23 protein-coding genes and 1 pseudogene are annotated in these 19,170 nt (G+C 67.5%); all 24 read left to right on the top strand.

Annotated features, from left to right (window positions below; all coding sequences use genetic code 11):
* Window positions 1-28: 28 nt before the first annotated feature.
* The 24 genes and pseudogenes from QE454_RS01915 to rpsH all read left to right on the top strand — a co-directional run bounded on the left by QE454_RS01915 (window position 29) and on the right by rpsH (window position 19,168).
* Window positions 29-1,405 (top strand): DUF58 domain-containing protein, encoded by a 1,377-nt coding sequence (locus QE454_RS01915; protein ID WP_307458649.1) that lies wholly within the window; start codon window positions 29-31, stop codon window positions 1,403-1,405.
* The gene (locus tag QE454_RS01910) at window positions 1,402-3,912 is read left to right on the top strand and encodes a transglutaminase domain-containing protein (RefSeq protein ID WP_210072351.1); all 2,511 of its coding nucleotides are present in this window, start codon (window positions 1,402-1,404) and stop codon (window positions 3,910-3,912) included. Before QE454_RS01915 ends, QE454_RS01910 begins: the two co-directional genes overlap by 4 nt.
* Window positions 3,909-5,471, top strand: a complete 1,563-nt coding sequence (locus QE454_RS01905) for a DUF5684 domain-containing protein (protein WP_210072350.1) — start codon at window positions 3,909-3,911, stop codon at window positions 5,469-5,471. Before QE454_RS01910 ends, QE454_RS01905 begins: the two co-directional genes overlap by 4 nt.
* Window positions 5,468-6,397 carry a hypothetical protein gene (locus tag QE454_RS01900; protein ID WP_309668501.1) on the top strand — a complete coding sequence of 310 codons (930 nt, stop codon included), beginning with the start codon at window positions 5,468-5,470 and terminating at the stop codon, window positions 6,395-6,397. The genes QE454_RS01905 and QE454_RS01900 overlap by 4 nt, the downstream gene beginning before the upstream one ends.
* 354 nt (window positions 6,398-6,751) lie before the next feature.
* Window positions 6,752-7,120, top strand: coding sequence for a 30S ribosomal protein S12 (gene rpsL / locus QE454_RS01895; RefSeq protein WP_013584051.1), 369 nt, complete (start codon window positions 6,752-6,754; stop codon window positions 7,118-7,120).
* 5 nt (window positions 7,121-7,125) lie between these two features.
* Window positions 7,126-7,597 (top strand): annotated as a pseudogene (rpsG, locus tag QE454_RS01890) (30S ribosomal protein S7).
* 86 nt (window positions 7,598-7,683) lie between these two features.
* A complete protein-coding gene (gene fusA, locus QE454_RS01885; RefSeq protein ID WP_210072348.1) occupies window positions 7,684-9,798 on the top strand; it encodes an elongation factor G in 2,115 nt (704 codons plus the stop codon).
* 161 nt (window positions 9,799-9,959) lie between these two features.
* Window positions 9,960-11,153, top strand: coding sequence for an elongation factor Tu (gene tuf, locus QE454_RS01880; RefSeq protein WP_056226238.1), 1,194 nt, complete (start codon window positions 9,960-9,962; stop codon window positions 11,151-11,153).
* A 178-nt stretch (window positions 11,154-11,331) separates the two neighbouring features.
* Complete coding sequence (locus tag QE454_RS01875) at window positions 11,332-11,547, top strand: hypothetical protein (protein ID WP_210072347.1); 216 nt, start codon at window positions 11,332-11,334, stop codon at window positions 11,545-11,547.
* 439 nt (window positions 11,548-11,986) lie between these two features.
* Window positions 11,987-12,295, top strand: a complete 309-nt coding sequence (gene rpsJ / locus QE454_RS01870; RefSeq protein ID WP_013584016.1) for a 30S ribosomal protein S10 — start codon at window positions 11,987-11,989, stop codon at window positions 12,293-12,295.
* A gap of 8 nt (window positions 12,296-12,303) precedes the next feature.
* Window positions 12,304-12,963 (top strand): 50S ribosomal protein L3, encoded by a 660-nt coding sequence (gene rplC, locus QE454_RS01865; RefSeq protein WP_055959336.1) that lies wholly within the window; start codon window positions 12,304-12,306, stop codon window positions 12,961-12,963.
* Window positions 12,964-12,965: 2 nt separating this feature from the next.
* Window positions 12,966-13,628 (top strand): 50S ribosomal protein L4, encoded by a 663-nt coding sequence (gene rplD, locus QE454_RS01860; RefSeq protein WP_307458663.1) that lies wholly within the window; start codon window positions 12,966-12,968, stop codon window positions 13,626-13,628.
* On the top strand, window positions 13,625-13,924 hold the full coding sequence (rplW, locus tag QE454_RS01855) for a 50S ribosomal protein L23 (protein WP_056226248.1): 300 nt from the start codon (window positions 13,625-13,627) through the stop codon (window positions 13,922-13,924). Before rplD ends, rplW begins: the two co-directional genes overlap by 4 nt.
* 24 nt (window positions 13,925-13,948) lie before the next feature.
* Complete coding sequence (rplB, locus tag QE454_RS01850; RefSeq protein ID WP_013584012.1) at window positions 13,949-14,788, top strand: 50S ribosomal protein L2; 840 nt, start codon at window positions 13,949-13,951, stop codon at window positions 14,786-14,788.
* A 12-nt stretch (window positions 14,789-14,800) separates the two neighbouring features.
* A complete protein-coding gene (rpsS, locus tag QE454_RS01845; protein WP_013584011.1) occupies window positions 14,801-15,082 on the top strand; it encodes a 30S ribosomal protein S19 in 282 nt (93 codons plus the stop codon).
* Between the two features lie 22 nt (window positions 15,083-15,104).
* Entirely contained in the window at window positions 15,105-15,503 is a 399-nt protein-coding gene (rplV, locus tag QE454_RS01840; RefSeq protein WP_013584010.1) for a 50S ribosomal protein L22, read from the top strand.
* On the top strand, window positions 15,503-16,261 hold the full coding sequence (rpsC, locus tag QE454_RS01835; RefSeq protein WP_210072346.1) for a 30S ribosomal protein S3: 759 nt from the start codon (window positions 15,503-15,505) through the stop codon (window positions 16,259-16,261). Before rplV ends, rpsC begins: the two co-directional genes overlap by 1 nt.
* Window positions 16,261-16,680, top strand: a complete 420-nt coding sequence (gene rplP / locus QE454_RS01830) for a 50S ribosomal protein L16 (RefSeq protein ID WP_056226254.1) — start codon at window positions 16,261-16,263, stop codon at window positions 16,678-16,680. Before rpsC ends, rplP begins: the two co-directional genes overlap by 1 nt.
* Window positions 16,680-16,991: a 50S ribosomal protein L29 gene (gene rpmC / locus QE454_RS01825; protein ID WP_210072345.1), complete on the top strand. Its 312-nt coding sequence runs from the start codon at window positions 16,680-16,682 to the stop codon at window positions 16,989-16,991. The genes rplP and rpmC overlap by 1 nt, the downstream gene beginning before the upstream one ends.
* Entirely contained in the window at window positions 16,991-17,317 is a 327-nt protein-coding gene (gene rpsQ, locus QE454_RS01820) for a 30S ribosomal protein S17 (protein WP_144829716.1), read from the top strand. Before rpmC ends, rpsQ begins: the two co-directional genes overlap by 1 nt.
* A 35-nt stretch (window positions 17,318-17,352) precedes the next feature.
* Window positions 17,353-17,721 carry a 50S ribosomal protein L14 gene (gene rplN, locus QE454_RS01815; protein WP_013584005.1) on the top strand — a complete coding sequence of 123 codons (369 nt, stop codon included), beginning with the start codon at window positions 17,353-17,355 and terminating at the stop codon, window positions 17,719-17,721.
* A gap of 2 nt (window positions 17,722-17,723) precedes the next feature.
* Window positions 17,724-18,083 (top strand): 50S ribosomal protein L24, encoded by a 360-nt coding sequence (gene rplX, locus QE454_RS01810; protein WP_058623967.1) that lies wholly within the window; start codon window positions 17,724-17,726, stop codon window positions 18,081-18,083.
* Between the two features lie 2 nt (window positions 18,084-18,085).
* Window positions 18,086-18,676: a 50S ribosomal protein L5 gene (gene rplE / locus QE454_RS01805; RefSeq protein ID WP_210072344.1), complete on the top strand. Its 591-nt coding sequence runs from the start codon at window positions 18,086-18,088 to the stop codon at window positions 18,674-18,676.
* A 93-nt stretch (window positions 18,677-18,769) separates the two neighbouring features.
* Window positions 18,770-19,168, top strand: a complete 399-nt coding sequence (gene rpsH, locus QE454_RS01800; RefSeq protein ID WP_094736305.1) for a 30S ribosomal protein S8 — start codon at window positions 18,770-18,772, stop codon at window positions 19,166-19,168.
* The last annotated feature ends 2 nt before the right edge of the window (window positions 19,169-19,170 follow it).

The raw sequence follows: 19,170 nt of genomic DNA, 5'->3' as shown, positions 1-19,170 counted from the left end.
CCGCCGCGCCCCGCTCGGGGGGTGAGCCGTGCCCGATCTGAATCTGACCGAGTCGCGTCTCACGCGGACCTCCGCGGGCACCATGGCGACCGGTTCGCGCACCTCCGTCACCTCGACCGCGGTGCGTCGACAACGTCGCATCGTGCGCGCGGTGGTCCAGGTCGCCGAATGGTGGCGTGTCACGACCGAGGCCATCTCCGCCGCCGTGAGATGGGCCGGCAGAACGGTACGCCCCGCGGGAGCGGTGGTCGTGGTCGCCGCGACCATCGGCCTGCTCTTCGGTGTGCTGTTCGGGTGGGTCGAGTGGATGGTCGCCGGAAGCGCGGCCCTGCTGCTGCTGGTCATGAGCGTGCCCTTCCTCTTCGGTGCTCGGGCGTACGAGGTCGACCTGGCCCTCGATCACGAGCGCGTGACGGCGGGCAACGGCGTCACGGGCGAGATCGTCGTGCGCAACGAGAGTTCGCGACCCGCCCTGCCCGGTCGCCTCGACATCCCCGTGGGTCGTGGCCTCGTGGAGTTCGGGGTGCCGTTCCTCCGCCCCGGGCAGAGCTCCGCCGAGCCGCTCGAGATCCCGCCGCTACCGCGCGGCGTCGTCCGCGTCGGCCCCGTGACGACGGTGCGCAGCGACCCGGTGGGGCTCCTCCGGCGCGAGCACGCCTTCGACGACGTCCACGATCTCTTCGTGCACCCTCGCACGGTGGGGCTCCCCTCCACGAGCGCCGGTCTCGTCCGCGACCTCGAGGGCAACGCCACCCGCCGCCTCGTCGATGCGGACATGTCCTTCCACGCGATCCGCGAGTACGTCCCCGGCGACTCGCGCCGGCAGGTGCACTGGAAGTCGACGGCCAAGACGGGTCGACTCATGGTGCGGCAGTACGAGGAATCCCGACGCTCGCGCATGGCCGTCGTGCTCGCCGCGGCGACACAGGAGTACACGGATGCCGACGAGTACGAGCTCGCCGTCTCGGCCGCAGCCTCGCTCGGTCTGCGCGCCGTCCGCGACGCGCGCGACATCGACATCGTCACGGGGTCGGAGATCCCGCGGGTCGTCAAGGGGCGCCTGCGCGCGATCCGTCACATCCCGGTCGTCGCACCGCGCACGATGCTCGACGGCTTCAGCGCCATCGATCGACACGAGAACACGATGCCCGTCGAAGACGTCTGCCGTCTGGCATCCGAGGCGAACGAACGCCTCTCGATCGCGTTCGTGGTCGTCGGCGCGACCGTCCCTCTCACCCGCCTGCGTCAGGCTGCCCTCGCCTTCCCCGCCGACACCGCGGTCGCCGCCGTCATCTGCGACGAGCGCGCTCACCCGAGGATGCAGAACATCGCGGGACTGACGGTGCTGACGATCGGCACCCTCGACGACCTCTCGGGTCTCCTGGTCCGGGGAGCGACCTCATGAGCGATCGTCGGAGCTCGCGCGCGACAGCCCGTCGCCGCGAGACCAACCTGCCGCGGTACGCGGCCGCCGCCATCTACACGGCGGTATCCGTCGTGCTCGCCACCATTGCCGCGTGGCCGGTCTACGCGTCGTGGTCTTTCCTTCTGCTCGTGATCGTCTCGGTCGTGGTCGCGGGTGCCGTCGTCGGCGTCGTGTCGTGGCGCCGGTGGAGCGGCTGGACCCTCGCCGCGAGTCTGCTGGGGGCCTTCACCGTCTTGGCGGTACCGCTCGCCGTTCCGTCGCGTCTGACGTCTCCCCTCGACGTCCTGCGCGGGCTCGGGGAGTCCTTCGCCGGGGTCGTCGTCGCGTGGAAAGACCTCGTCACCGTCGATCTGCCGGTCGGGGCCTACCGCAACCTGCTGATCCCCGCGCTCGTGATCTTCCTCGTCGGCACGGCCGTCACCGCCGCTCTCGCCATCCGGGGCGATCGCTGGGCGCCGTTCGCGGTCGTCGGCGGTCTCGGCATGACCGGCTTCGGGCTGTTCTTCGGACGCGCGTCGACGAGCGCGCCCCTGTCGATCGGGCCGGTCGACCTCCCGGCCCCCGCAGAGACCGCCATCGGGATCGGCGCTCTCCTGACAGCGGTGCTGTGGTTGGCGTGGCGCGCGCAGGACGAACGCGGACGCGCCCTGCGCCGGGCGAGCGACGTCTCGGCCGTTCCCGTCGCGCCGGGCCGTTCGCGGGCGGATCGCCGCAGGCTGGTGCTCGGCGCGGCGATGCTCCTCGTCGCCGTGGCCGTCACCGTCGCCGTCGTGCCCGCGGCCGCTCGGAACGCCGACCGTCAGGTGCTCCGATCGGCGGCGGGGCCCGAGCGGCTGATCGCCGAGGCCGTGAGCCCGCTCTCGCAGTACCGCTCGATGTTCTCCGACGCGCGATCAGACGAGGTGCTCTTCCGGGTCGGCGGTACGGGTGCCGAGCCCGATCGCATCCGGATCGCCACCCTCGACACCTACGACGGCGAGATCTTCCGCGCGTCGGGTGACGAGGGTGCAGGCTTCGTGCGCCTGCCGTCGACGCGGGATGCGGGGGAGGGACGCCCCGTCGAGGCGGACATCGAGATCGTCGATCTCGGGGGCATCTGGATGCCGACGGCCGGCAGCCTCGCTTCGGCGACGTTCGAGGGGGACCGTCGTGGCGTCCTCGCCGACCGCTTCTACTACAGCTCCGACGCCGACGCGGGAGTGCAGACCGCCGACGGCGGACTCGTCGCGGGTGACCGCTACCGGCTCGACGCCGTCGAGCCCGCCCCCGTCGACCTCGCCTCGATGACCCCGCCCGGTGCGGGCGACGGGGTCGCGGGCGGCGACAACCTTCGCCGCTGGGTTCAGGAGCACGCGACCGGCAACGACGGGGCGGCGCTCCAGAGCCTCGTTCAGATGCTCCGCCAGCGCGGATACCTCAGCCACAGCCTGGCGCCGGAGGGAGGGCCGACGCCGAAGTGGGCCTCCGCCCTGTCGGGCTACCAGCTGCAACCCAGTGCCTCCGGTCACTCGCTGGCGCGCATCGACCGCATGTTCGAGCGGTTGCTCGAGCGAGAGGACGACCCCCGTGCCGCCGCCTCGGGCAACTTCGTCGCGGCCGTCGGCGACGATGAGCAGTTCGCCGTCGCCACGGCCCTGATCGCTCACGAGCTGGGCTTCCCCGCCCGTGTGGTGGTGGGGACGCGGCTGGTCTCCAGCGATCCGAACCTCGCCACGTGCGAGTCGGGGGAGTGCCGGGCGCGCGACCTGACGGCGTGGACGGAGGTTCAGGGTTCCGACGGGCGGTGGGCGCCCGTCGATGTGACCCCCCAGTGGGAGCAGTCGCCGAGCCTCGAGGTCACCCAGCAGCAGGATCCCGAGAACGTCACCGAGGTCCGCCCCGATACCGTCGAGGAGGTCGTGCCTCCCGAGCCGGTGCAGGAGGACAACTCCACCAACGACGATCCGCGCGTCGACGACGGCGTAGACCTGGCTTGGCTGTGGGCGAGCCTGCGTATCGCGGGCATCTCGCTGCTGATCCTGCTCGTCCTCTTCGGCCCCTTCCTCGCCGTCGTGATCGCCAAGGCTCTCCGCCGCCGTGGACGTCGCCGGGATCCGGATCCCCGTTCGGCGATCGCCGGAGGCTGGGACGAGTACGTCGATGCGGGGATCGACGCGGGACGTACCGTTCCGCGCGCACCGACCCGACGCGAGGTGGCCGAGGCCTTCGCCACTGCGTCCGGGACCGTCCTGGCGGATGGAGCGGACCGCGCGGTGTTCTCGTCCGAGGACGTCGACCCCGACGAGGTCGGGGCCTTCTGGAGCATCGTCGACGAAGAACGACGCGCGCTGGCCCGTCAGCGGGGTTTCTGGCTGCGCCTGCGCGCGGCCGTATCGTTGAGATCGTTCCTGCGGTTCCTCGCCCCACGCCCCTCGCGGCGGGGGTCGCCGCACCGCGACGAGAGGGGGAAGCGCTCCACCGCCCTGGTGGACCGCGACACGACATGACCGATTCGACCATGGTGGTTCTCGGGGCGACCTCGTTCGCTCTCGTCGTCGTGCTGTACGTCTGGCTCGCGATCGCCCTCGCGGCGCTCTTCCGCAAGATCGGCGAACCCGCCTGGAAGGCCTGGGTTCCGGTCCTGAACGTGGCGACCGTGCTCAAAGCCGGCGGGTTCTCACCGTGGCTGGTCCTGCTGAACCTCGTTCCGATCTTCGGCTTCGTCGCCTTCGTCGCGGTGTTCATCGTCGCGATCCACCGCATCAACACCGGCTTCGGCGTCGGGGCGGGTCTCACCGTCGTGGGCGCCCTCTTCCCGGTCGTGTGGGCGAGCATCCTGGGCTTCGGCTCCGCGCGCTGGCACGGGGAACGCCGCACCGCACTTCTCGACGAGAACTCCGCGCCCGTCCGACGCGGCAAGGACTACGAGGGTCCCTATGTGCCGCTGATCGGCGGATGGACACCCGAGCAGGTTCCCGAGCACTCCTCTCCGGATGCCGCCGCCCCCCTCCCGCCGCTCGCGCCCGTTTCCGCGCCGGTCGCCGTCCCCTTCGCCGCGCCCTCCCCCTCGCTCGCGGACGCCGTGCCCTCGGCGAGCGACTGGGCTCCTCCGGCGCACGTCCCGCCTGCCGCCCCCGAGCGGGCCCGGGCGGACGAAGAGCATCGCGCCGAGTCACGGGATGTCGCTCCGGCCACCTCGGTCTTCGCCGTGCTCGACGCCCTCCGCGACGGGTCCCCCGAGGACGACCACCGTCCCGCTGCGCCCGCTGCGTCGGAGCCCCCGCGCCCCCACGTTCTCGACGCGCCCTCCGCGGCGGCTCCCGCACCGATCTGGGCGCCTCCCGTGGCGCCCCCTGCAGCCCCCGAGGCGCGGGCGTCCTCCGAGCCGCCCGCCGAGGACGCCGAGGAGGATTCCGACGTCGTCGCGCCCTGGGCGAACCCACCGCGTCGCACGACGGCGGATCCCGGTCCCGCGCCCATAGCGGATGTGCCCCTCACCCGGCCTGCGCCCGAGGCCGTTCCGGCTCCCCGTCCCTCGGTGGCAGCGTCCATCGACGAGTTCCCCGAGTTGTCCGAGGCGGTCTCCGCCGTGGCAGAGGCGCCGGATGCCGGCTCCCCGCGCTCCGCCCGCACCTCGGTGTCCGCGCTCTACACGCAGCCCGAGGTCCCCTCGGTCGCGGCCGATGAGGACTTCGATGCTCTCGACCGAACCGTCGTCACACGGCGCAAACGCATTCCGTGGGCGCTCGTTCCTCCGAGCGGGACGCCGATCGACCTCACCTCTGCGGTCGTCATCCTGGGGCGCCGCCCGGGGCCCGACTCCGCATACCCCGACGCGCAGCTCGTCCCGATCTCGGACGAGACGCGAACGGTCTCGAAGACCCACGCGCGACTCGAGCTTCGCGGTGACACCTGGTACGTCACCGACCTGCACTCCACGAACGGCGTGCTGTTCGCCACGCTCATGGGCACCGAGGTCGAGGCGCCTCCCGGCGAGGAGATCGAAGCCGGTGAGCGCTTCTTCCTCGGTGACGCGGAGGTGCGCCTCTCGCGGAGCGACGCGTGAGCGGCCCGTACGACCGCGCCGAGGATCCCGACGAGGTGACCCTCTGGGCGGGTCGCCTGCGGGCCTGGCCGACGCCGCCCGCCGTCGAGGACGACGATGAGACGATCCTGACGCGCCGGGACGCTGCGGACGACGAGACCGTGTCCGCGACCGACGCTCCCGCGGACGAGACGGTGATCTCGCGTCGTATCGTGCCGGAGGACGATACGCTGCGCTCCGGGGCCGAGGCTCCCGCGGACGAGACGGTGATCTCGCGTCGTATCGTGCCGGAGGACGACACGTTGCTTTCCCGGGTCGAAGTCCCCGACGACGAGACCGTGATCTCACGCATCGACACGCCTCACGACGGTGCCGTCTCCTCCCGCCCGATGCCCGCGGGGGCACCGGTGGCAGAAGTCTTCTTCGACGAGGAGCTGGGTACGACCGCTCCTCGGAGCGCGGCGCCCCCCGTTCCGACCACCACGCTCGCCACCCCCGCCCCTGACGAAGAGACCCGTCGACGTCCCGCGGGCGGGGGAGGGGGCACCGAGGTCGACGAGACCACCCGCCGCCGGCCTTCGGCGGAACCCGCCGTCGACGAGGCCACGCGCGCACGGCCCGTCCCGGTGCCAGACGACGACACGGCATCGGGTTCCCGCCGCCGTCGCCGAGAAGTCGCCGAGGCCGCAGACGGCCCCGTCGGAGAGGGAGCCGTCCGGCAAGCACGCGTCCCCGAGACGCTGAGCCGCGAGTCGTACGGCGCCCGTCACGAGGGGCCCGCACGCGTCGAGCGTGCCCGCGTCGTCCGCGCTCCGTCATCCGAGGATGCCGCGGCGGTTCGCCCCCGGGCGCGCCGGGGCGCGGCCCGCGTGATCGTGCTCGTGGCGGTGATCGTCGTCGTGCTCGTCGCGTCGGCCATCGGGGCAGCGCTGCTGCTGCTCGGATGACGAACGCGGCATCCGGGAGACTCCCAGTGACCGGTCCCGCACACGTTTGCCCGCGTCCCGGGGAACGCGTATCATTGACCGGGTGTGCGTTCACGCGCGCCGTGCGTCGTGCCCTCGGGTGAGTCGCTCGGATCAACGCTCGCACCATCTCAGGGATCGGCCTGCGAACAGGTCGCCCCCACGGCATATCCACCACGAATCGCGCTAGATCATTCTGTCGCGCGGTGGATCACACGTGAGCCCGACACGTCACGAATCGCAAGATGAGCGACATGACGGGGGAGACACGACGCTGTCACCGTGCAGCACCCTGGGCGTCACCGCGAGGAACGCCCAGCCAATCAAGGAGAGAACGTGCCAACCATTCAGCAGTTGGTTCGCAAGGGCCGCTCGCCGAAGGTCTCGAAGACCAAGGCTCCCGCGCTGAAGTCGAACCCCCAGCAGGCCGGCGTGTGCACCCGCGTGTACACCACGACCCCCAAGAAGCCGAACTCGGCGATGCGCAAGGTCGCCCGCGTGAAGCTGCGCAACGGCACCGAGGTCACCGCTTACATCCCCGGCGAGGGCCACAACCTGCAGGAGCACTCGCTCGTGCTCGTCCGCGGTGGTCGCGTCAAGGACCTCCCCGGTGTCCGTTACAAGATCGTCCGCGGTGCGCTCGACACCCAGGCTGTCAAGAACCGTAAGCAGGCTCGTAGCCGCTACGGCGCGAAGAAGGGCTGAGAAACATGCCTCGTAAGGGTCCTGCCCCGAAGCGTCCCGTCGTCAACGACCCGGTTTTACGGCGCTCCCGTCGTCACCCAGCTGGTCAACAAGATCCTCGTCGACGGCAAGAAGTCCATCGCCGAGTCGATCGTCTACGACGCCCTCAAGGGTGTCGAGGCGAAGAACAGCCAGGACGCCGTCGCCACGCTGAAGAAGGCGCTCGACAACGTCCGTCCCACCCTCGAGGTCAAGAGCCGCCGCGTCGGTGGCTCGACCTACCAGGTTCCCGTCGAGGTCAAGCCGCACCGCGCGAACACCCTCGCGCTGCGCTGGCTCGTGAGCTACGCCAAGGGTCGTCGTGAGAAGACGATGACCGAGCGTCTGCAGAACGAGATCCTCGACGCCTCGAACGGCCTCGGTGCCGCGGTCAAGCGCCGCGAGGACACCCACAAGATGGCCGAGTCGAACCGCGCCTTCGCGCACTACCGCTGGTAAAACCCGCGGAGGGCCCGTGACCGACCCCGGTCGCGGACCCTCCGATGGGCCCGGCATCAACCTCCCAACAGGTAAGGAAGACACCCGTGGCACAAGACGTGCTCACCGACCTTCATAAGGTCCGCAACATCGGCATCATGGCCCACATCGATGCCGGCAAGACCACGACGACCGAGCGCATCCTGTTCTACACGGGCGTCAACCACAAGATCGGCGAGACGCACGATGGTGCGGCTACGACCGACTGGATGGAGCAGGAGCAGGAGCGTGGCATCACGATCACCTCCGCTGCTGTGACCTGCTTCTGGGACAAGAACCAGATCAACATCATCGACACCCCCGGCCACGTCGACTTCACGGTCGAGGTCGAGCGCTCGCTGCGCGTGCTCGATGGCGCGGTCGCCGTCTTCGACGGCAAGGAGGGCGTCGAGCCCCAGTCCGAGACGGTGTGGCGTCAGGCTGACAAGTACGACGTCCCCCGCATCTGCTTCGTCAACAAGATGGACAAGCTGGGCGCCGACTTCTACTTCACGGTCGACACCATCGTCAACCGCCTGAAGGCGAAGCCGCTGGTCATCCAGCTGCCCATCGGTGCCGAGAACGACTTCGTCGGCGTCATCGACCTGGTCGAGATGCGCGCACTGGTCTGGCCCGGCGACGCCAAGGGTGACGTGACCATGGGTGCGAAGTACGAGATCCAGGAGATCCCGGCCGACCTCGCCGACAAGGCCGCCGAGTACCGCCAGCAGCTCCTGGAGACCGTCGCCGAGTCCGACGACGCCCTCCTCGAGAAGTTCTTCGGCGGTGAGGAGCTCACGGTCGCCGAGATCAAGGGCGCCATCCGCAAGATGACGATCAACTCGGAGCTCTACCCGGTGCTCTGCGGTTCGGCGTTCAAGAACCGCGGCGTGCAGCCGATGCTCGACGCGGTCGTGGACTACCTGCCCTCGCCCCTGGACGTGCCCGCCATCGAGGCGCACGACCCCAAGGACGAAGAGATCGTCATCGAGCGCCACGCCGACCGTGAGGAGCCCTTCGCGGCTCTCGCGTTCAAGATCGTGACGCACCCGTTCTTCGGTCGACTCACGTACATCCGCGTGTACTCGGGTCACCTCGACTCCGGTGCTCAGGTCGTCAACGCGACCAAGGGCAAGAAGGAGCGCATCGGGAAGATCTTCCAGATGCACGCCAACAAGGAGATGCCGGTCGACTCCGTCACCGCTGGCCACATCTACGCGGTCATCGGTCTGAAGGACACCACCACCGGTGACACCCTCTGCGACCCGCAGAACCAGGTCGTCCTCGAATCGATGACGTTCCCGGAGCCGGTCATCGAGGTCGCCATCGAGCCCAAGACCAAGGCCGACCAGGAGAAGCTGGGTGTCGCCATCCAGAAGCTCGCCGAAGAGGACCCGACGTTCCGCGTCGAGCAGAACTCCGAGACCGGTCAGACCGTCATCAAGGGCATGGGCGAGCTCCACCTCGACATCCTGGTCGACCGCATGAAGCGCGAGTTCAAGGTCGAGGCCAACGTCGGAAAGCCCCAGGTGGCGTACCGCGAGACCATCCGCAAGTCGGTCGAGCGTCACGACTACACCCACAAGAAGCAGACCGGTGGTTCGGGTCAGTTCGCGAAGATCCAGTTCGCGATCGAGCCTCTCGAGGTCACGGCCGACAAGACCTACGAGTTCGAGAACAAGGTCACCGGTGGTCGTATCCCGCGCGAGTACATCTCGCCGACCGACCAGGGCTTCCAGGACGCCATGAACGTCGGCGTGCTCGCCGGCTACCCCATGGTGGGCGTCAAGGCGATCCTCCTCGACGGTGCTTCGCACGACGTCGACTCGTCCGAAATGGCGTTCAAGATCGCCGGCTCGATGGGCTTCAAAGAGGCCGTCCGCAAGGCGAACCCCACGATCCTCGAGCCGATCATGGCCGTCGAGGTCCGTACTCCCGAGGAGTACATGGGCGACGTCATCGGCGACCTGAACTCGCGTCGTGGCCAGATCCAGTCGATGGAGGACGCCGCCGGCGTCAAGGTCGTCCGGGCCAACGTGCCGCTGTCCGAGATGTTCGGCTACATCGGCGACCTGCGCTCGAAGACCTCTGGCCGTGCCGTCTACTCCATGGAGTTCGACAGCTACGCCGATGTCCCGAAGGCTGTCGCCGACGAGATCATCCAGAAGAACAAGGGCGAGTAAAACCGCTCTCACGGATGCCGGGAACCCCGGGTTCTGCTCAGGTTCCCGGCATCCGCTCAAACTGAATACCGACTCTCTAGTAATCTGAGAACCATCCCCGCGAAGAACCGGTCGCAATCCAGTGCCCGAGACCTCGCAACCAACGTCCTGAGGAGGACCCAGTGGCTAAGGCCAAGTTCGAGCGGACCAAGCCGCACGTGAACATCGGAACGATCGGTCACGTCGACCACGGCAAGACCACGCTCACCGCTGCCATCTCGAAGGTGCTCGCCGACAAGTTCCCGTCGGCCACCAACGTTCAGCGTGACTTCGCGTCGATCGACTCGGCGCCGGAAGAGCGTCAGCGCGGTATCACGATCAACATCTCGCACGTCGAGTACGAGACCCCGAAGCGTCACTACGCTCACGTCGACGCGCCCGGTCACGCCGACTACATCAAGAACATGATCACCGGTGCCGCTCAGATGGACGGCGCGATCCTCGTGGTCGCCGCCACCGACGGTCCGATGGCTCAGACCCGTGAGCACGTTCTGCTCGCCAAGCAGGTCGGCGTTCCCTACCTGCTCGTCGCGCTGAACAAGAGCGACATGGTCGACGACGAGGAGATCCTGGAGCTCGTCGAGCTCGAGGTTCGCGAGCTGCTGTCGTCGCAGGACTTCGACGGCGACAACGCCCCCGTCGTTCGCGTCTCGGGCCTGAAGGCTCTCGAGGGCGACGAGCAGTGGGTCAACGCCATCGTCGAGCTCATGGAAGCCGTCGACGAGTCGATCCCCGACCCGGTGCGTGACAAGGACAAGCCCTTCCTCATGCCCATCGAGGACGTCTTCACGATCACCGGTCGTGGCACGGTCGTCACCGGCCGCGCCGAGCGCGGTACCCTCGCGATCAACTCCGAGGTCGAGATCGTCGGCATCCGCCCGACGCAGAAGACCACGGTCACGGGTATCGAGATGTTCCACAAGCAGCTCGACGAGGCCTGGGCCGGCGAGAACTGCGGTCTGCTCCTTCGCGGCACCAAGCGTGACGACGTCGAGCGCGGCCAGGTCGTCGTCAAGCCCGGTTCGGTCACCCCGCACACCAACTTCGAGGGCACGGCGTACATCCTGTCCAAGGAAGAGGGCGGCCGCCACAACCCGTTCTTCACGAACTACCGCCCGCAGTTCTACTTCCGCACCACCGACGTGACCGGCGTCATCACGCTGCCCGAGGGCACCGAGATGGTCATGCCCGGTGACACCACGGAGATGTCGGTCGAGCTCATCCAGCCGATCGCCATGGAAGAGGGCCTCGGCTACGCGATCCGTGAGGGTGGCCGCACCGTCGGTGCCGGTACCGTCACCAAGATCCTCAAGTAAGTCCTTCCAGACTTCACTCGGCACAGGCCGGGCCTTCGGGCCCGGCCTTTGTCGTTCCCGGATGTGCTCTACACCAGTCGCACCTGACGCCCGCGGGGGTTTCGGTTGCCGGTACCCCGCGGTCAGAATCGAACCGGGGTCGGCGTGCCAGCCGACCGAGTCTGCGAAGGAGACGCACATGGGAGTGGACGACATCATCGCCAAGGGCAAGAAGCTCCTCGACGAGAACCGCGACAAGATCGAAGAGGCGCTCAAGAGCGAGAAGGCCGAAGAGGTCAGCGACAAGGTGCTCGACGGAGCGGCCGACGCGATCAAGAAGATCGTTCCGGCGGAACACCACGCGAAGGTCGACGAGACGCGCGCGAACGTGGACAAGCACATCGGGAACGCGTGACCAGAGGCGAAGTCATCGGCGCCGCTCCCTGTTTCGGGGGCGGCGCCGCTGCTGTCGGGGGGGGTTTGCTGAGGATCAGCCGCGCGCGACACGCCCGGGTTTGCGACATGCCCGGGGCGTACGTAGACTAGTCCAGTTCCACATTCCGGTGCGCGCTCGGCGCGCGCCAGGATCACTGTCAGGGCAGTGCACAGGCGGCGCGAGAGCGCAGGGTCCTGGGCCGCGGGCAGCAGAACACACACCGAAACCCCTTCATCCCCTTGTGGGATTCGTGCGCGTGCGTGCGAGGGGCGGGCCGGATGCCGAGTCTTCCGGTTTGACAGCTGAACAGGGTGCAGCATCCCTCGCGCGAGCGAGGGGAAGTGCCAGGGCGCGATAGCGCCACCGTGCGTCCAATGCCCCAGGTCGGGTAAGACGCGAGAAAGAGAGAGAGCAGACAATGGCGGGACAGAAGATCCGCATTCGCCTGAAGTCGTACGACCACGCTGGGCTCGACTCGTCGGCCCGCAAGATCGTCGACACCGTGACCCGTGCCGGCGCCACCGTGGTGGGCCCGGTTCCCCTGCCGACCGAGAAGAACGTCGTGTGCGTCATCCGGTCGCCCCACAAGTACAAGGACAGCCGCGAGCACTTCGAGATGCGCACCCACAAGCGCCTCATCGACATCATCGACCCGACGCCCAAGGCCGTCGACTCGCTGATGCGCCTCGACCTTCCTGCCGATGTCAACATCGAGATCAAGCTCTGAGGTTCGACATGGCTGACATCAACTCCAAGATCTCCAAGGGCCTCCTCGGCACCAAGCTCGGCATGACCCAGGTGTGGGACGAGAACGGCAAGCTCGTTCCCGTCACCGTCATCGAGGTCGCGCCGAACGTCGTGACCCAGCTGCGTTCGCTCGAGAAGGACGGCTACAACGCCGTTCAGATCGGCTACGGCCAGATCGACCCCCGCAAGGTGAACAAGCCCCTCACGGCGCACTTCGACGCCGCGGGTGTCACCCCTCGCCGCCACCTCACCGAGGTGCGCACGGCTGACGCCGCAGACTACGCGCTGGGCCAGGAGCTCACCGTCGACGGTCTGTTCGAAGCCGGTCAGCTGGTCGACGTCGTCGGCACCAGCAAGGGCAAGGGCACCGCCGGTGTCATGAAGCGTCACAACTTCAAGGGTGTGTCCGCTTCGCACGGTTCGCACCGCAACCACCGCAAGCCCGGCTCCATCGGCGCGTCGTCGACTCCGAGCCGCGTCTTCAAGGGCATGCGCATGGCCGGCCGTATGGGTGGCGAGCGCGTGACCGTCCTCAACCTCACGGTGCACGCCGTCGACGCCGAGAAGGGACTCATGCTCGTCAAGGGCGCCGTCCCCGGTGCCCGTGGCCGCATCGTCTACGTCCGCAACGCAGTGAAGGGTGCCTGATCATGGCTGACTCGACTCTCGCGCTCGACGTCGTGAAGGCCGACGGCAACAAGGCCGGCTCTGTCGAGCTGCCCGCCGCGATCTTCGACGTCAAGACGAACATCCCGCTTATCCACCAGGTCGTCGTCGCGCAGCGCGCCGCGGCTCGCCAGGGCACGCACTCGACCAAGCGTCGTGGCGAGGTCTCGGGTGCCGGCCGCAAGCCCTTTAAGCAGAAGGGCACGGGTAACGCCCGTCAGGGCTCGATCCGCGCGCCGCACATGACCGGTGGTGGCATCGTCCACGGTCCCAAGCCCCGCGACTACAGCCAGCGCACCCCCAAGAAGATGATCGCTGCCGCCCTTCTGGGCGCGCTCAGCGACCGTGCTCGCGGACAGCGTCTGCACATCGTCGACAGCTTCGCCATCGAGGGTGCCCCCTCGACCAAGGCCGCTGCCGCCGCGCTGAAGGCCTTCGGTGCCGTCAAGAACGTGCTCGTGGTCATCGACCGCGATGACGAGCTGACGATCAAGAGCGTGCGCAACCTCGCGTACGTCCACGTGCTGACCGTCGGCCAGCTGAACACCTACGACGTGATCGTCTCCGACGACATCGTCTTCACCAAGGCCGCCTACGACGCCTTCGTCGCGTCGAAGTCGGGCGCCACCGAGGAGGTCTCGGCATGACCACCGTCAACAAGGACCCGCGCGACATCATCCTGAAGCCGGTCGTCTCCGAGAAGAGCTACTCGCTCATCGACGAGGGCAAGTACACCTTCCTGGTGGACCCCCGCTCGTCGAAGACCGAGATCAAGCTCGCGATCGAGAAGATCTTCGGCGTCAAGGTCGCTTCGGTCAACACGATCAACCGCGTGGGCAAGGCCCGTCGCACCCGCTTCGGCATCGGCAAGCGCAAGGACACCAAGCGCGCCATCGTCTCGCTGAAGTCGGGCACCATCGACATCTTCACGTCTGTCGGCTGACGGTCGGGATAGAGGACAAGAACAATGGCTATTCGCAAGTACAAGCCCACGACCCCCGGTCGCCGCGGCTCGTCGGTGGCCGACTTCGCCGAGATCACCCGATCGACGCCTGAGAAGTCGCTGCTGCGCCCGCTGTCGAAGACCGGTGGCCGCAACAACCAGGGCCGCATCACCACGCGTCACATCGGTGGTGGACACAAGCGTCAGTACCGTCTGATCGACTTCCGTCGTAACGACAAGGACGGCATCGACGCCAAGGTCGCTCACATCGAGTACGACCCCAACCGCACCGCGCGCATCGCGCTGCTGCACTACGCGGACGGCGAGAAGCGCTACATCCTCGCCCCGGCGAAGCTGTCGCAGGGTGACGTCGTGGAGTCGGGAGCCGGCGCTGACATCAAGCCCGGTAACAACCTGCCGCTGCGCAACATCCCCACCGGTACCGTGATCCACGCGATCGAGCTGCGTCCCGGAGGAGGTGCGAAGATGGCCCGTTCGGCCGGCGCATCCGTGCGTCTGGTCGCGAAGGACGGCCCCTACGCGCAGCTTCGTCTGCCCTCGGGTGAGATCCGCAACGTCGACGTGCGCTGCCGCGCGACGATCGGCGAGGTCGGCAACGCCGAGCAGTCGAACATCAACTGGGGCAAGGCCGGCCGTATGCGCTGGAAGGGTGTCCGCCCGACCGTGCGTGGTGTCGCCATGAACCCGGTAGACCACCCGCACGGTGGTGGTGAGGGTAAGACCTCCGGTGGTCGTCACCCTGTTTCGCCGTGGGGTAAGGCCGAAGGCCGCACCCGCCACGCGAACAAGGAGAGCGACAAGCTCATCGTCCGCCGTCGCACCGCCGGCAAGAAGCGCAAGTAGGAGTAGAGGAAGATGCCTCGCAGCCTTAAGAAGGGCCCCTTCGTCGACGAGCACCTGCTTCGCAAGGTCGTCTCGCAGAACGAAGCCGGTTCGAAGAACGTCATCAAGACCTGGTCGCGCCGTTCGATGATCATCCCCGCCATGCTGGGACACACCATCGCCGTGCACGACGGACGCAAGCACATCCCCGTGTTCGTGACCGAGACCATGGTCGGCCACAAGCTGGGCGAGTTCTCGCCCACCCGCACCTTCCGCGGCCACGTGAAGGACGACAAGAAGGGCCGTCGCCGCTAAGGCGACCGAGGAGGAGAGAGAAATGGTGGAGTCCATCGCACGTGTGCGACACATCCGCGTGACCCCTCAGAAGGCTCGTCGCGTCGTCGCCCTCATCAAGGGCAAGCAGGCCGAAGAGGCCCTCGCGATCCTGAAGTTCGCGCCGCAGGGCGCGAGCGAGCCGATCTACAAGCTCGTCGCCTCGGCCATCGCGAACGCTCGCGTCACGGCTGACAAGACGAACGAGTACCTGGATGACGCCGACCTGTACGTGAAGAACGCGTACGTCGACGAGGGCACGACGCTCAAGCGTTTCCAGCCCCGCGCTCAGGGTCGCGCCTTCCAGATCAAGAAGCGCACGAGCCACATCACGGTCGTGCTCGCGACGCCCGAGACCGCTGAGGCGGCCCCGGCTCGCGCCAACAAGAAGGCGAGCAAGTAATGGGACAGAAAGTCAACCCGTACGGCTTCCGCCTCGGCATCACGACCGACCACGTGTCGCGGTGGTTCTCGGACTCGACGAAGGCTGGTCAGCGTTACGCCGACTACCTCGCCGAGGACATCAAGATCCGTCGCCTGCTGACCACCTCGCTTGACCGCGCCGGTGTCAGCAACATCGAGATCGAGCGCACGCGTGACCGTGTCCGCGTCGACATCCACACCGCCCGCCCGGGCATCGTGATCGGTCGCCGCGGCGCCGAGGCCGAGCGCATCCGTGCCGACCTCGAGAAGCTCACCGGAAAGCAGATCCAGCTGAACATCCTCGAGGTGAAGAACCCCGAGGCCGATGCTCAGCTCGTCGCTCAGGGTGTCGCCGAGCAGCTCACCGCTCGCGTGGCTTTCCGCCGCGCGATGCGCAAGGGTCTGCAGGGCGCGCAGCGTGCCGGCGCCAAGGGTGTCCGCATCCAGGTGTCGGGCCGCCTCGGCGGCGCCGAGATGAGCCGCTCGGAGTTCTACCGCGAAGGCCGTGTGCCCCTGCACACCCTTCGCGCGAACATCGACTACGGCTTCTACGAGGCGAAGACCACCTTCGGCCGCATCGGCGTGAAGGTCTGGATCTACAAGGGCGACCTCACCAACAAGGAGCTCGCCCGCGAGCAGGCCAACGCGCCCAAGTCGCGCGGTCGTGACGACCGCGGTGGCGACCGTCGTCGTAGCCCTCGCAACGAGGCCCCCGTGGCAGAAGGAGCGTCGGCGTAATGCTCATCCCCCGCAAGGTCAAGTACCGCAAGCAGCACCACCCCGGCCGTTCGGGCCAGGCCACCGGTGGCACCCAGGTGTCGTTCGGTGAGTTCGGGATCCAGGCGCTGACCCCCGCTTACGTGACCAACCGTCAGATCGAGTCCGCTCGTATCGCCATGACGCGTCACATCAAGCGTGGCGGAAAGGTGTGGATCAACATCTACCCCGACCGTCCTCTCACCAAGAAGCCCGCCGAAACCCGCATGGGTTCGGGTAAGGGTTCCCCCGAGTGGTGGGTCGCCAACGTCAAGCCGGGCCGCGTCCTCTTCGAGGTCGCGGGTGTCGACGAGCAGCTCGCTCGTGAGGCCCTGACCCGAGCAATTCACAAGCTGCCCCTGAAGGCACGCATCATCAAGCGCGAGGAGGGCGACGCGTAATGGCGATCGGCACCAAGCAGCTCGCCCCGAGCGAGCTCGACACGTTCGAAGACCAGCGCCTCGTCGAGGAGCTGCGTAAGGCCAAGGAAGAGCTGTTCAACCTGCGCTTCCAGTCGGCCACCGGCCAGCTCGAGAGCCACGGTCGCATCCGTGCAGTCAAGCGCGACATCGCGCGTCTGTACACCGTGATCCGTGAGCGCGAGCTCGGCATCCGCGCCACCCCGGCCCCGGTCGAGGCGACGAAGGCGAAGAAGAGCAAGGCGAAGAAGGCGGAATCCGCTGACGACGCCGCGAAGGAAGAGGCGGAGTAATGGCTACCGCGAAGAAGGCCGAGGCGCAGGTCGCCGGTCACGAGCACGCCGAGAACGACGTTCGCGACGAGAACGCCCGCGGTTACCGCAAGGCGCGCCGTGGCTACGTCGTCAGCGACAAGATGGACAAGACCATCGTCGTCGAGGTCGAGGACCGCGTGAAGCACCCGCTCTACGGCAAGGTCATCCGCCGCACCTCGAAGGTCAAGGCGCACGACGAGTCCAACTCGGCGGGCATCGGCGACCTCGTCGTCATCAACGAGACCCGTCCGCTCAGCGCCACCAAGCGCTGGCGCCTGGTCGAGATCCTCGAGAAGGCCAAGTAAGCCTCGCGGCTTACTTGGAATCCAAGGAGTAAAAAGTGATTCAGAACGAATCCCGGCTGAAGGTCGCCGACAACACCGGCGCCAAGGAGCTGCTCACCATCCGCGTGCTCGGCGGCTCCAACCGTCGTTACGCCGGCCTGGGCGACGTCATCGTCGCCACGGTCAAGGACGCGATCCCGGGTGGAAACGTCAAGAAGGGCGACGTGGTCAAGGCCGTCGTCGTCCGTGTCGTGAAGCAGACCCGCCGTCCCGACGGCTCTTACATCAAGTTCGACGAGAACGCCGCCGTGATCCTGAAGAACGACGGGGAGCCCCGCGGCACCCGCATCTTCGGGCCGGTCGGTCGTGAGCTTCGCGACAAGAAGTTCATGAAGATCGTCTCGCTCGCCCCGGAGGTCATCTGATCATGGCGAAAATCAAAAAGGGCGACCTGGTTCAGGTCATCTCGGGCGCCAAGCCCGAGCGTGGCGGCGACCGCGGCAAGCAGGGTAAGGTCCTCGAGGTCCTCACCGAGCAGAACCGCGTCATCGTCGAGGGCGTGAACTACGTCACCAAGCACAACCGCGTGGGCCAGTCCCAGCGCGGAACCAAGACCGGTGGCATCGAGACCTTCGAGGCCCCGATCCACATCTCCAACGTCGCGATCGTCGACCCCTCGACCAAGAAGCCGACGCGTGTCGGCCACCGTGTCGAGGAGCAGGTGAAGGACGGCGTCAAGCGCACCGTCCGTGTGCGCTTCGCGAAGAAGTCAGGCAAGGACCTCTGAACATGAGCACCTCGACTGCCGCGGCGGCTGGCAAGATCCAGCCCCGCCTCAAGCAGAAGTACAACGCCGAGATCAAGAAGGCGCTGCAGGACGAGTTCGGCTACGAGAACGTCATGCAGATCCCCGGTCTGGTCAAGGTGGTCGTGAACACCGGTGTCGGCGAGGCAGCTCGCGACAGCAAGGTGATCGATGGTGCGGTCGACGACCTCACCAAGATCACCGGTCAGAAGCCCATCGTCACCAAGGCCCGCAAGTCCATCGCGCAGTTCAAGCTGCGTGAGGGCCAGGCCATCGGTGCGCACGTCACCCTTCGTGGTGACCGTGCGTGGGAGTTCGTCGACCGCCTCGTCAACCTCGCTCTGCCCCGCATCCGCGACTTCCGCGGGCTGTCGGCCAAGCAGTTCGACGGCAACGGCAACTACACCTTCGGTCTCCAGGAGCAGTCCGTGTTCCACGAGATCGACCAGGACCGCATCGACCGCGTGCGTGGTTTCGACATCACCATCGTCACCACCGCGAAGTCCGACGACGAGGGCCGCTCGCTGCTGCGTCAGCTCGGCTTCCCGTTCCAGTCGGCCGACGCGCAGGCCTGATCCCCAGGGCCCCCGGGGTTTCCGGGGGCCCTTCATCGAAGGTCGACTGTCGCGTAACGGCAGCCGAAACCTCATGACCGAAAGAAGCAACACATGACGATGACAGACCCGGTCGCAGACATGCTGACCCGTCTGCGCAACGCGAACTCGGCGCACCACGACTCCGTGTCGATGCCGAGCTCGAAGCTCAAGACGAACATCGCCGCCATCCTCAAGCAGGAGGGTTACATCGCCGACTGGAACGTCGAAGACGCTCGTGTCGGCCAGACCCTCAACATGACGCTGAAGTACGGCCCGAACCGCGAGCGGTCGATCGCCGGCATCAAGCGCGTGTCGAAGCCCGGCCTCCGCGTTTACGCCAAGTCGACCGAGGTCCCCACGGTCCTCGGTGGCCTCGGCGTTGCCATCCTGTCCACCTCCTCCGGTCTCCTCACCGACCGTCAGGCCGAGCAGAAGGGCGTCGGCGGGGAAGTCCTCGCCTACGTGTGGTGATC

The organism is Microbacterium sp. SORGH_AS_0454, assembly GCF_031453395.1.
Classification (GTDB): Bacteria; Actinomycetota; Actinomycetes; order Actinomycetales; family Microbacteriaceae; genus Microbacterium.
The sequence above is the reverse complement of the archived record's forward strand: the minus strand, read 5'-3'. Positions and strand labels throughout refer to the sequence as shown.